We start from the raw sequence: 12,219 nt of genomic DNA, 5'->3' as shown, positions 1-12,219 counted from the left end.
AAAACTTACCGAAATGATCGATAACAGAAAAAACTTGTTGCTAGCTGCATCAGTAATAATTGCTCTAAACTTTCAGAGCTGCTCTAAATATGAAGAAGGTCCAAAATTTTCTTTACGTACAAAAGCTAATCGTCTTAAAGGGGATTGGGAAGTTGTCCGTATAGGCAATCAAATGTTTCCTTCTGGAGGATATTCTTTGGAAATGTCATTTGAAAAAGGTGGCGATTTTTCTTTTAATTACTCTTATGGATTCTACAGTTACGGATATTTTGGTGAATGGGAATTCTCAAGTGATAAAGAAGATCTGAGGTTGTTTTTTGATAATGAATTACAGACTTTTGAAATTTTACGCTTAACCAACAAAGAGCTTTGGATGGAAAGTAATATTTCAAATGAAGAATGGAGATTAGAAGCTAAATAAAAGTCTTCAATGCTTAAAAAATATCCGATCAACTTTGATAACGAAGTTGCAAAATTTCTATTTGATAAAAAGATTAGCCTTATAATCTCAACTTACCAAGCTGGTAGAGTAATGATTTTAGGTAGTTTGGATGGTTTGAATTTACATCAAGTACCCATAGGATTCAAAAAACCAATGGGTTTAAGTCTGGAAGGGAATAAATTAGCCATCGCAACTTTAGATAATATTTTCTTTTTTTCAAATAAGGAAAAAGTTGTCAATACTTTACATCTCAATGAAAAGCAATTTGATACAGTCTATCTACAAAGAGCAAAGTACTCTACAAGCACACTAGATATCCATGATATAGGATTTGGAAAAGGTTTGCTTTGGGGCGTTAATACCTTGTTTTCTTGTATTTCTGTTTTCGATATCAATCATAGTTTTACCCCGAAATGGAAACCTCCATTTATTACTGAGTTAGTGCCTGAAGATCGTTGTCACATGAATAGTATGATCATGAATGAAGGCATGCCGACCTATGTTTCAATGCTTTCTATGACCAATGAAAAAGAAGGATGGAGAAAGGATATTATGAATTCGGGAGCCATAATGAAAGTGCCTACAGGTGAAGTTTTAATTCAAAACCTTGCACTGCCACATTCGCTAATCGATGATGGTGATTTTATTTACTTTTTGGAATCTGGAAGAGGTACATTAAATAAAGTAAATAAACGCACAGGCATTTCAGAGTTAGTTTACAATTTCCAACGATTTGTAAGAGGTATAAAACGGATTGATGATTGCTTTATTGTTTCCTTTTCGGCTTTGCGGAAGTCATCTAAAACATTTGGCAGTATAACCTTTGATGATAACAATAATCTTGCAGGTTTCTGTATTTTTGATTTAAAAACAAATCAAATTATTGGTACTTTAGAGTATGAAGCAGATATAGAAGAAATATACGATCTCGCTATATGTGATGGTTTTTTGAAACCTGTTATATTAAACGAAAATCAAGAAGAGTTCAATAATGTCATAACTTTTCCAAGAAACGTATTTTGGAAAAAAGAAAAAGAAAAATAAAATCAAATTTGTTAATTAACTGCCCTTATTTTTCTTCCTTATTCTTTTAAGATTTTCATTAATCATCTAATTCATCTTTTATTTCTTCTACGAAATCATCAAATCTATCACGTAGTTTTTTAGATACCTTTTGAGTCGATTTTTTAACTTTATTCAGTTGAATAGAAAGGAAAATATTAAATATTCCTACAATAATTAAAGTAATTCCTGTCCAAACGACGATTGTTGCACCAGCAAAAACTGGATCAACTAACAAAATTGTAGAAAATATTATTCCTAGAATTCCAATCGCCAATAACCATCCCCATTGTTTAACACCATAATTTTTGATGTCAATAGCAAAGCTTATCGCTGCAATCGATCTAAATAATAAGGTAAATCCTACAAAAATCGCAAGAGTGAGCATTGAAAATTTTGGTTGCACGGTCATTATAAAACCAAAGAAAAAGGTAACTAATCCAAAAATTAGCGACCATCCCCAATTGTCCATGCTGTTTCTATTGGCAATTGAAAACACGACTTCAAAAAATCCAGCAATAAGAAAGGAAGTACTAAAAAGAAGCGATAAAGCTAAAAATGATGAAGTAGGTGAGGCGAATGTGAAAATTCCTGCCCCAATAAATAGAATTCCGACAATAAGTGGAATATACCAGTTCTTTACGGTATTCGTTAAAGCTTTTAAATGTTGATTACTCATGTTTTATTATTTAAATAAGAGCGAAATTACCCTTATGTCTTTAAGATAATACATTTTTTGTGTTTTGGCTCAATTTAAAGTGACGCTTTAGTGAAAACTGATTTGAATCATGATGGATTAAAAGTTCACTTATTTTTCTTTTTATAAATTAACCCAAAATTAATGTATCTTTTTTGAGATTTCCTAGTCTACATAGTGAAACAAAAAAATAAAAAGATATGAATAATTGTAAATGTACTGACTGCGCGTGTAAGCAATGCAATTGTGGGAACTGCACAGAAAATAATTGTCCTTGCACAAAATGCGAATGTTCAAAATGTAGCTGTTGTTAAGGCAGTAAAGGTTGGCTTTTTAGCTGACCTTTTTTATATTTAGATATATGGAAACACAAAAGATTTGGAATGAATACAAAAATGAGCTTTATTTCTTTATTCTAAAAAGAGTGAAGAGTAAGACGCTTACCAATGATGTGTTCCAGAATACATTTGTAAAGATTCATGCCAATCTGCCGAAACTAAAAGACGAAAAGAAAGTAAAAGCGTGGATTTTTCAAATTGCTAGAAATGAAATAATAGATCATCATAAACAAGAAAATGTCTTTGTTGAAAGGTTGAAAGAGAGCTCAACAGATGACTTTCAAGACTTTCAAGAAGTTTGTTGTTTTGATAAATTTATCGATGAATTACCTGAAATTTATAAGCAAGTCATAGAGTTGACCTACATAAAAGGACAAAAACAAAAAGAGACCGCAAAGGAATTAGAAATCAGCCTTGAGAATGTTAAAGCAAGAATAAAAAGAGCAAAAGAAATGCTTACTCAACGCTTCAACGAATGTTGTAAATATAAATATAACAAAAATGGAAAATTAGTAGGCGAGGCCAACTGCGCAGCTTGTCAGGATTGATGAAAAGTGATTGTCTTATTCAGTGTTCTTATGCTTGACTTGGAGAAATACTCTTCATTCGATTTATAATGATGGATAAAGCAGCAAATTATCACTTATCAACTTTCAATTATCAATTATTTTCTTTCTCCTTTTCTTCTTTTTCCAAAAGTGCTTCATCTTCCATTTGACGTGCTTTTGTTAGCGCACTTGCCACCAAACCAGCAGGAATCGTAACAATACCAACTCCCACCATTAACATGAAAAAAGTAAAGATTTTCCCGCCAACAGTAATTGGATAAACGTCTCCATAGCCAACTGTAGTTAAGGTTACAATTGCCCACCAACCGCTATGGAAAATTGAAGCGAAAAGTTCAGGTTGGGCTTTGTTTTCAAAGTAATAAATTCCAGCAGAAGCTAAGAAAATAAAAATTCCTGTCACAATAAGGAACAGGATTACCTCCTCTCGAATTAACTTTGCAACGATATTAAATCTGTTTAAAGCTTTGTTGTATCTAATAAGTTTAAAGGCACGAAAGATTCTGAAAATTCTAAATGCACGTAATGCCATTAAATCGTATGTTGCAGTGAGGAAGAAAGGAATAATCGCTAGGAAATCTATAATTCCGTAAAAACTAAAAATGTATTTGAAAGAATTCTTAGCGATGTAAATACGCAGTAAATATTCAATGGTGAACAATAGAATACATACTGTTTCTATCCAATACAAAATCGAAATTGTAATCTTCGAAAGGTTAGGTAAAGTTTCAATGGCGTAAGCGGTGAGCGACAAATAAATCAAAAACTGAATGATATAATCAAAGATTTTACCCTTTTTTGTGGTATTGTCATCAACTATCTTCCTTAATTTGGTCTTCATTCCCATAAGTACATCGCTTCAATGTGTTACTGACTGTAAAAGTAGATTTTTTTAAATTAAAAAGAAATGATTATTCGGATAGTCTTAATGATATTTAGAATTCCCCACTGTTCTAACAGAAACTATTATCAGCTAGTCTGTAATTATTAAAAACACAAAGCACATAATTTTCAACTCTCAATTCTCAATTAATTTTCAATTTTGATTTCATATTTGCTCAACAGTCCCAATGCATTCTGAGATGAAAATTGAGCGTTTTTCATTTTGTTTTTTTCTGGATCTATTGAAATATTAAAGGCATTTTTGAAATTTGCCTTGGTTAAGTTACAATTTGTAAACATTGTTTCCATAAGATCAGAATCGGAAAAATTTGCAGAGGTCAAATTACAATCTGTAAATCCTACACCTTCTAAGTTTGAGGAAATAAAACCTGTTTTTCCTAATTTATTTTTGAAAAATGAAGAATGACTTAATTGACAGTTGTCGAAATGCACTTTAAATAAAAAATCGCTGCATTCATCAAATTGTAAACCTAACATCTTACAATTGTAGAAATGTACATCTTGAAAACCTGTACCTGCAATTTGAGTGGCGCTTAGATTACAATCTTTAAATTCACAATCAATGAAACGAAGATTGGTTAATTCACCATTAGCAAAATTACAGTTTATAAATTTACAATTTTCGTAATCTCCTCTTGATAAAGAATCTGTTGTAAAGTCTTGTTTCTCGAATATTTTGTCTTCCGTATAATTGATCATGAGCTTGTTTTATTGAAAAAGACAAAGATAAGCCCGCAAAATCCTAAAGCAAATTAATGGATGTGATAAAGGTGTTAATCTTCTTATTGTTCTGGCGCTGCAACAAAATAATATTCATCATTTGTGTTGAAATGTTGAACGAATGTTTCAGTATTTAGTGAGGAACTTTCTTTTATAAATGACTTTAAAGTATAAACTGATAAACCAATTGTTTTTGTTAAGAATTCATGTAGCTTCTCAGGATGTGTTCCGTAATAGTCGCTTGCACCCTTACCACATTCAAACAAAATAATAGGTTTGTTTTTCTCTAATAGTTGCTGTGCTCCCTTTAATACACCAAATTCACCACCCTCAACATCTATTTTAATAAAATGAATATTTTCCTTATCTGGAATAACCGAATCAAGGGTTTTCAATTCAACTTGTATTTCCTCAATGATTGGATTTTTAATGTTATACTTTCGTTTTTTTATGCCACTATACGCTGGTGCATTTTTTACCAATTGAAAATTAGTTATACCATTTCTATGAGATAATGCATAGGGAAAAAGACGTACTTTATGGTCAAATTTTTCTTTTAGACCTTTAAATAAATAAGGAATAGGCTCAAAAGCATAATGTCTTCCATTTGGTGCATATTTAAGAATAAGTTCTAAAATTTCACCTTTATGACAACCAATATCAATACAGTTATGATTGGTTTTGATAAATCGTTTTAGAATTTCTCGAGTTAATCGATCGTATTCTAAATTTTTTGTTAGATCTATACCCAGATTAATCAGTGTCTCTCTAAGAATATCTTTTAATATCATTATGCCGCTTTGTGTTTAAACCTTTTTTTCTTTTAATTCACTGATTTATTCGTCCAAATATAGAGATTTTAATAACGGTAGAAGTCCCTTTGAATAAAAAAATATTTATTTTGAAACTACCTGACTCTATTCTAATTTTAGGTTTATTTCAAATTGTTTAAAAAAAATCCTCTTCAATCTTTACGACTGAAGAGGAACAAAAAACCAAACAATTAAAGTATGACAAACATATTGTCTGGATTGATTCACTTTTTAAACATCTTTATCTCATTTTAAAAATTATATATTGAAATAAGTAATCAAGTAAAATGCTGCCCAGCCTACAAATGCAATTAGAATTATCCAAAGCCAACTCGGAATACTTTTCGGCGTTTCAGATCCTTCAATTACAAACTTGTTATAATCTCCTTTATCGTAAGCGTTAATCATTAAAGGGAGCGTACCGTCGACAACCTTGTTCTCGCTGATGCCTTCAATGTCGATGGCAGGACCGTTTCTAACAATAAAATTGATTTTTCTTATACCTTCTCGACCATTGATTGATTTTCCTACAATACGCAAAGTGTGCTCACCATCTATGAGTTTACTGGTGTCCAATTCAAATTGAACAGGCGTATTTAATTCTGCAATGGGCTGTTCATCATCATCGATAAAAAGGCGTACTTTACACGGATCATTTTTCATCTTTTCTAATTTATTGTTCATTCAAAATGGATTGCTTAACATGGTCTTTTCCTTTTTCACCGGGCTTAACCAAGAATTTTATGGAGAAATAGAGCGTCAGTAATGTTAAAATTGTCATGAATACAATAATGACCCAATCCCAATTGCTTCCAGGTCCCGCACCATGCGTTAATCCCATCGTAACTTTTGGTTGTTGTCGCTCACAAACTGGACAGGCCAAACTCACTTGTGCAAATCCTATTAAAATCAGTAAAATCCAATATTGTTTCTTCATCTTATTATTTTTAAATTACGAATTACGAATTACGAATTACGAATTACGAATTCAATCATTTTTCTGAGGTTAATTTCAAAAACTCCATAATTTTTTGCACTTCTTCAAGCGTAACTGGATCAGCATCATTCCCCCAACTTGTTCGCTCATGGTTGATTATAGCTGTAACCTCTTCTGCACTTAAATTGTTATCTGTTCCAACGGCATTCATTACTGCGTACTCTTCACGTGCGTTGTAACCGTTCATGATAATGTCCACAAAAAGTTCAATGTCGTCGTCTAGAACAACTTGACTACCTACTAAACTAGGAAACGCGCCTTTTAAACCTTCTCCGTTTGCTTGGTGACAAGCCTGACAATTTGCTGCGTAGAGTTTTCCTCCATCGGGTAAATTATCTCCACTTGAAGCTGCGTTATTTGCCACTTTCGGCTTTTCACGTTTGTATAAAAATTTCATTGGTTTTTTGCCTGTAGGCAATGGCGTTTGCTTTAAACTTTGTAAATACGCCACCAAGTCAAGTGCTTCTTGTGTTGCTACAATTTCTCCCTGAATTCCTTTTCTGTATTCATCGGGAACATTTATCGTAATATCAGAAGTATCGGCGTTTTTCTTTACTTTAAATAACCACGGATAAGCGGGCATAATCGATGTTTCCACTACCGCTCTGGGTTGATACAAATGCAGTAAATTCCAAGCCATAGAAGGCTGACGTTTTCCTACGTTGGTTAAATCAGGACCTGTTCTTTCTGTTCCCATTAAGGTTGCAGTATTTCTCCAAAAGTCTTCTCTTTCTATTCGGGCATAATCTGCTGGAATTCCAGGTCGATCGCCAAAGACCTTGTCCATGTCTACGTTTCTCACTTGTTGTGTATGACATGCCACACAACCGTTTGCAATAAAACTCTTTTTTCCTGCATGTTCATTCTTTGTCAATGGAGCAGAGCCAGGAAGTGGAGCATTATTTTTCTGATTATTTATGGCGGGTAAAATCGCAACGATGAGCGTTAATCCCAAGAACAGCGCTAAAGCAGTTCTGAATAATTTTTTATGATTGTCGAAAAAGTCCATCTGCTTAATAGTTTATGTTTTTATCTAATTGTTCTTTTGCTTTTAAAATCTCAACGGGTGATTTTGGTACTTTTTTGCGTATTCTTTTCTTTACCATTACATAAAAATTATAAGCAAAGAGCAAGTGAGAAAGCCACATTAATGAACCTCCAATTGCTCTCCATAACCAGTAAGGCGCCATCATCTCAACACTTTCAATAAATGGCTTTAAGTCCATCCACATGATACCGCGTAAGGTTGAACCATACATTAATGGAACGGTGTAGAACATGAGTCCGATGAGTGCTAACCAAAAATGTGCTCCTACTATAATTTGTGGTGGTTCTTTTCCTGTGAGTCGCGGAACTAGGGTATAAATGAAGCCCCATAACATAAAAGTAATGATGCCGTACATGGTTAAGTGTGAATGAGCAACTGTGAAATCTGTAAAGTGCCAAATCAGGTTGGTAAAACGAAAAGCTTCTGCAGTTCCTTGTAATGAACCTGTGAAATAAAATATAATTCCGATGAGGTAGAAGGGAAGCGTATAACTACTTGAAAGTTTATGCCATGAACCTTTAAAAGTCATCAAAAAGTTAGTTGTTCCAGCAATTACAGGAATCACCATTCCCATACTTCCCACAATTGCAACTGTTTGTAACCACCATGGAATTGCACTGAAAATAAAGTGATGTGTTCCAATCAATGTGTAAAATAAAATCTGTGTCCAAAATGCCAAGATTCCTAAACTGTAAGAGTAAATTGGCTTATTGAGTTGCTGCGGCAAAAAGTAGTACATTAATCCTAAGGTGAGCAGCATAAACCACATTCCAACTCCTTGGTGCATGTAATAACCTTGAACAATTGTTTCGCCTAAACCTGTTTGCCATGTTGGCCAGTAAGCCACAAATGCGATAACTAAAACGTACATCATTGCTGCAACAATGTACCAGTTAGAAACATAGATTTCCTTTTTCTTTCTATTGGCAATTGTTTTCCAGAAATTTAACAGAGAAATAAAAACGCCTACACCAAATAAAGCCATCACCGGCCAGATGTATTCTCTGTATTCTCCACCACCATTGTTGATTCCTGCCATTAGACAAATGCTTCCAATAATTACAGAAGCGTTAATGAGAATTAGGGAATAAAAACCGATTTTTAAACTGTGAACACGCACATTACTTACCCGTTGAACAACATAGTAAGCTAAGCCTATCATGGCAAGAGAAGCCCAGCCCCAAAAAACCATGTTGGTATGAACAGGACGTAAACGACCAAAACTTAACCAACTCACTTGATCTACATCAGGAGCTACGAATTTGATTCCCAAATACTCCCCAATTGTTGTTCCTAGCACTAACCAGAAAATAGCTGTTGCCAAGAACCATAAAATTAAACGTGTAAGTTTGGGTTCTATATTCGGTCTTGGAATGGCTTTTTTCTTGGTTTCTATAAACTTCAATTCTTCTGCTGATGCTACATTGTCGATAAGACCTTTACTGTCTTTAGGAGCTGACTTGCCTGACAACTCATCATTTTCCAATTGATATTCTAGTTCCTTCTTGCGTTCTTTCAGTTTTTCAATCTCCTCAGGTGACATTTTACGGAGACGTTTTCTAAACTTTTTCAGTTCTTTCTCATCTTGATGATCTTGAAGCACACCTCTTCCGCGCATTACTGCGATTACAGTAGCAATAAGGACTGGAACGGCAATTAAAAACACGGTGATGATTATTCCCGCTTGACTAAAAATACTTGAATCTTCCATACAATTTTTAATAAAGGATAAATTTGTCTTTTATTTGGCAAATGTAGAAATTAAATTGAATCATTCTAAATAAGTTGGATAAAAAATATGATTTAAAACAGGTTTTATCTTTAATGAGTTGACTATCTTGTTGTTGCGAAGTGTTAAAATATGATGTAGGTCAGGATTGAAGTGGAAAGAGAAGAAGGGAGGATGTTGTAAAACAGGGTAGAGTGTGAATTAAAGGTGAGGAAAAAAGGCAAATGGTAAGGGATCTTGCTCAACTTTTAGGATTTAGATTCTGCAATATTTTTGAAGTTTCCCGAAGTTTTTGGTGCTTAGTTAGAAACTCTAAATACTTTAAGATTTGAAGGATTGACACCGTAAATTGGGTGTTCAATTCAAGTTATTAAATTGAGTTACCAAGATTAGTCGGTAATTAATCACTATTTCTAAAAGATTTCTCCATCCCAAAAATCAAAGATTTTAGGGATGATCGAAATGACATTCACTTTAGGGTTGGTATAGGAAAAAAAGAGGAAAAGCGTAGCTTTTCCTCTTTTTTTCCATCTATCTCTTCAATCCTGTCATTTCGACAGAGTCCCGAGAACTCGGGGCGACGAGAAATCTTTACAAATCAATTTATTACGTGTGTTCACAATGGAAAAATTGTAATTTATCGATTACAATTTGCAACATAAAGAGTTAACGACCTAACTTGGTAGCCCAATTACTAAAAATCTAATCTCGTTCTATTACTAATCTTGATAAAGCCTCTGGGTAACTTCTGCTAAGCGCCAATTGAGCGGCCATTTTATCAATTTCATTTTTAGAAATACTCGCCAATAGCGGATTTAGATTTGTTCTTTCTGAAATGAAAGGCACAATTTCTTCTTCTTGAATCTTATCAATGATTTGATTGGCTACAGTTAATGCTGAAGATGCTTTTACAATTTCGCTTCTCGCATAAGAAGGGTAAGGAAAACTCACTTCTCCAACTCTCAACGTTTCATCTTTTCCTGGGATTTGTTGCGCTCCAAAAAGCGGTGGACCACCAACCTTAGCAGATTTAAACGAGGGAACAAATTTAGCAACAGAGTTAATCGCTTTTTCTGTACGCGTTTTAACATCTTCGCTATCCCAACCTTTTATTAGCTTTTGGTTAATTTCATCATTAAAGTGAGGTTGCGCTTCATTATCTCTAGATTTTATCAATCCATCTTTAAACAAAGTAATGTCTTTTGTCATTCCATGAATTTGGTAATAGTCACCGCTGTATGGTGTCAGTTGCACCATTCCATTGGGAGTTCCGCGTTCGCCATGAAAAATAAGTTCGGGAATTAATCCTGCAATAGGTTCCCATTTTGAAACATAAGCCGCCTTAAATTCTATCAGTCTCTCCGATTTTATATGTAAAGATTCATCAATTTTTCCTGTTTTAAAACCGCTGGCATTTACCAAATAGTTGACCTTAAAAATCTCATTTTTGGTATGAATTTCCCAATTGTGGTCAACCTGCTTGTCTCGAACATCTTTTATTGATTGAACTTTGGTGTTGGTTTTTAGCAGACTGTTTTCAGCTTTTTTTAATGCAAGTTGGGCTTGTGCTCCCAATCTAAATAGGTTCCATCCAAATTCTTGTACTAGGGTAACCGGCGTTTTTACTTGTTCGTAATCGATGAACTTTATGGCATTAGTCATCCATTGGTCTGGCGTTGTTGGATTTTCAGAGTAATCGTTTTTATATAACTCGACAAGGTCTGCTTTAGAATATGTTTTATAATAGTCTTCTGGAGCACCGAGTATTTCATTTTCGGAATCTTCTTCAATCAGACTTTTATAATAGTTGACCAACATTTTTAAACGATCTTGAATCTCTTCGACGCTGTATTTCTGTGATTTTTGAATACTTATAAAGGTAGGACGTTCATCTATAGATTGAGGAAATAAACGTGCCATTTCAATGGATTGCTTCATTAAAATACGGCATTGCTCGTCCGAAATGTCAGGATACAAATTCCCTCCAGCGTGTAGATGGCAAAACGGCGGTCCATTAACAACACTACTTTCCTTTTCGAAAAGTACATTGTCTATCCCGTATTTGTCCAACTCTAAAGCTGTTACTGCTCCAGAAACTCCACCACCAACGATTCCAACTTTGTACACTTTATTCATCTAGAAAGACTTTTGTAAATCTGTAAAATTGTCTAAGACCATTGTAGGCTTGTAATCTGAAATGTTTTCATTGTAATTATATCCATAAGTAGCGCCAATACTGTCCATTTTGGCATTTTGGGCGGCAAGAATATCATTCTTAGAATCTCCAATCATGATACTTTTCTCAATGCTAGAATTCATTTCTTCTACTAAATGAAGCAAAGGCAAAGCACTTGGTTTTTTCTCTGCTAAAGAATTCTCACCAATCCACAATTGAAAGAAATCTTTAATCTTTAGCGTGTCCAAAATAGGCTCAACAAATTCCATAGGTTTATTTGTACAAATGACCATTTTGTATTCTTTTTCCTTGAGATAATTAAGTGTATCTAAAACGCCAGGATACATAAACGTGTCTTTGCAAGTAATCTCTTTATAAGCGGCTAAATAAATGTCAAATGCTTCTTTAAAATCGACTTCAATTGAACCTTCTTTTTTCATTGCTGCATCCAAAGCTCTTTTAACTAAAGGTTTCGCACCATTTCCAATAAAAGGTGTAACCTCTGTTATCGTTAAAGTAGAAAATTTGAAATGCGACAACATTTTATTTATTGCCAAAGTAAGATCGGGTATGCTATTAATGAGCGTTCCGTCAAAATCAAATATTATAAGTTCTTTATCTTTAAAATTCACAATGTCCATTTTTGCAAAGATGGGGAATATTTTAGGAGAAACAGAATTCCTAACATTGAATTAGTAAGCTTCAATTTGAATAAGAATAGCTTTTCTT

The 12,219-nt window shown here is 33.7% G+C and carries 13 protein-coding genes; 3 read left to right on the top strand and 10 right to left on the bottom strand.

The window, feature by feature from the left end:
* Positions 1-13 precede the first annotated feature (13 nt).
* Together CW751_RS04995 and CW751_RS04990 are read left to right on the top strand one after the other, a co-directional pair.
* Entirely contained in the window at positions 14-421 is a 408-nt protein-coding gene (locus tag CW751_RS04995; protein WP_101333897.1) for a hypothetical protein, read from the top strand.
* Between the two features lie 9 nt (positions 422-430).
* Complete coding sequence (locus CW751_RS04990) at positions 431-1,486, top strand: TIGR03032 family protein (RefSeq protein ID WP_101333896.1); 1,056 nt, start codon at positions 431-433, stop codon at positions 1,484-1,486.
* A gap of 58 nt (positions 1,487-1,544) precedes the next feature.
* Here the strand turns inward: CW751_RS04990 and CW751_RS04985 are convergent, their stop codons facing one another.
* Complete coding sequence (locus CW751_RS04985; protein ID WP_101333895.1) at positions 1,545-2,183, bottom strand: HdeD family acid-resistance protein; 639 nt, start codon at positions 2,181-2,183, stop codon at positions 1,545-1,547.
* Between the two features lie 379 nt (positions 2,184-2,562).
* On the opposite strand from CW751_RS04985, the gene CW751_RS04980 reads away from it, so the two are divergent.
* Positions 2,563-3,087 (top strand): sigma-70 family RNA polymerase sigma factor, encoded by a 525-nt coding sequence (locus CW751_RS04980; RefSeq protein WP_101333894.1) that lies wholly within the window; start codon positions 2,563-2,565, stop codon positions 3,085-3,087.
* 112 nt (positions 3,088-3,199) lie between these two features.
* On the opposite strand, the gene CW751_RS04975 is transcribed toward CW751_RS04980, so the two are convergent.
* The 9 genes from CW751_RS04975 to CW751_RS04935 all read right to left on the bottom strand — a co-directional run bounded on the left by CW751_RS04975 (position 3,200) and on the right by CW751_RS04935 (position 12,122).
* The gene (locus tag CW751_RS04975) at positions 3,200-3,946 is read right to left on the bottom strand and encodes an ion transporter (RefSeq protein WP_101333987.1); all 747 of its coding nucleotides are present in this window, start codon (positions 3,944-3,946) and stop codon (positions 3,200-3,202) included.
* 188 nt (positions 3,947-4,134) lie between these two features.
* Complete coding sequence (locus tag CW751_RS04970) at positions 4,135-4,707, bottom strand: pentapeptide repeat-containing protein (protein ID WP_101333893.1); 573 nt, start codon at positions 4,705-4,707, stop codon at positions 4,135-4,137.
* Between the two features lie 83 nt (positions 4,708-4,790).
* Positions 4,791-5,519 (bottom strand): FkbM family methyltransferase, encoded by a 729-nt coding sequence (locus CW751_RS04965; protein ID WP_101333892.1) that lies wholly within the window; start codon positions 5,517-5,519, stop codon positions 4,791-4,793.
* A gap of 279 nt (positions 5,520-5,798) precedes the next feature.
* The gene (locus CW751_RS04960; RefSeq protein WP_240612534.1) at positions 5,799-6,224 is read right to left on the bottom strand and encodes a cytochrome C; all 426 of its coding nucleotides are present in this window, start codon (positions 6,222-6,224) and stop codon (positions 5,799-5,801) included.
* Positions 6,214-6,477, bottom strand: a complete 264-nt coding sequence (locus CW751_RS04955) for a hypothetical protein (protein ID WP_101333891.1) — start codon at positions 6,475-6,477, stop codon at positions 6,214-6,216. Before CW751_RS04955 ends, CW751_RS04960 begins: the two co-directional genes overlap by 11 nt.
* 55 nt (positions 6,478-6,532) lie before the next feature.
* Positions 6,533-7,546: a cbb3-type cytochrome c oxidase subunit II gene (locus tag CW751_RS04950; RefSeq protein ID WP_101333890.1), complete on the bottom strand. Its 1,014-nt coding sequence runs from the start codon at positions 7,544-7,546 to the stop codon at positions 6,533-6,535.
* A gap of 4 nt (positions 7,547-7,550) precedes the next feature.
* Entirely contained in the window at positions 7,551-9,296 is a 1,746-nt protein-coding gene (locus tag CW751_RS04945) for a cbb3-type cytochrome c oxidase subunit I (RefSeq protein ID WP_101333889.1), read from the bottom strand.
* A 720-nt stretch (positions 9,297-10,016) separates the two neighbouring features.
* Positions 10,017-11,450, bottom strand: a complete 1,434-nt coding sequence (locus CW751_RS04940) for an FAD-dependent monooxygenase (RefSeq protein ID WP_101333888.1) — start codon at positions 11,448-11,450, stop codon at positions 10,017-10,019.
* Positions 11,451-12,122: a phosphoglycolate phosphatase gene (locus CW751_RS04935; protein WP_165779222.1), complete on the bottom strand. Its 672-nt coding sequence runs from the start codon at positions 12,120-12,122 to the stop codon at positions 11,451-11,453.
* Between the last annotated feature and the right edge of the window lie 97 nt (positions 12,123-12,219).

The sequence above is a fragment of the Brumimicrobium salinarum genome, from assembly GCF_002844555.1.
Lineage (GTDB): Bacteria > Bacteroidota > Bacteroidia > Flavobacteriales_D > Crocinitomicaceae > Brumimicrobium > Brumimicrobium salinarum.
Note: the sequence above shows the minus strand (reverse complement) of the source record. Positions and strands in the feature narration are given on the sequence as shown.

Coding starts and splice junctions, on each gene's coding strand:
- CW751_RS04995 (WP_101333897.1), top strand. CDS start 14: ATGATCGATAACAGAAAAAACTTGTTGCTAGCTGCATCAGTAATAATT.
- CW751_RS04990 (WP_101333896.1), top strand. CDS start 431: ATGCTTAAAAAATATCCGATCAACTTTGATAACGAAGTTGCAAAATTT.
- CW751_RS04985 (WP_101333895.1), bottom strand. CDS start 2,183: ATGAGTAATCAACATTTAAAAGCTTTAACGAATACCGTAAAGAACTGG.
- CW751_RS04980 (WP_101333894.1), top strand. CDS start 2,563: ATGGAAACACAAAAGATTTGGAATGAATACAAAAATGAGCTTTATTTC.
- CW751_RS04975 (WP_101333987.1), bottom strand. CDS start 3,946: ATGAAGACCAAATTAAGGAAGATAGTTGATGACAATACCACAAAAAAG.
- CW751_RS04970 (WP_101333893.1), bottom strand. CDS start 4,707: ATGATCAATTATACGGAAGACAAAATATTCGAGAAACAAGACTTTACA.
- CW751_RS04965 (WP_101333892.1), bottom strand. CDS start 5,519: ATGATATTAAAAGATATTCTTAGAGAGACACTGATTAATCTGGGTATA.
- CW751_RS04960 (WP_240612534.1), bottom strand. CDS start 6,224: ATGAACAATAAATTAGAAAAGATGAAAAATGATCCGTGTAAAGTACGC.
- CW751_RS04955 (WP_101333891.1), bottom strand. CDS start 6,477: ATGAAGAAACAATATTGGATTTTACTGATTTTAATAGGATTTGCACAA.
- CW751_RS04950 (WP_101333890.1), bottom strand. CDS start 7,546: ATGGACTTTTTCGACAATCATAAAAAATTATTCAGAACTGCTTTAGCG.
- CW751_RS04945 (WP_101333889.1), bottom strand. CDS start 9,296: ATGGAAGATTCAAGTATTTTTAGTCAAGCGGGAATAATCATCACCGTG.
- CW751_RS04940 (WP_101333888.1), bottom strand. CDS start 11,450: ATGAATAAAGTGTACAAAGTTGGAATCGTTGGTGGTGGAGTTTCTGGA.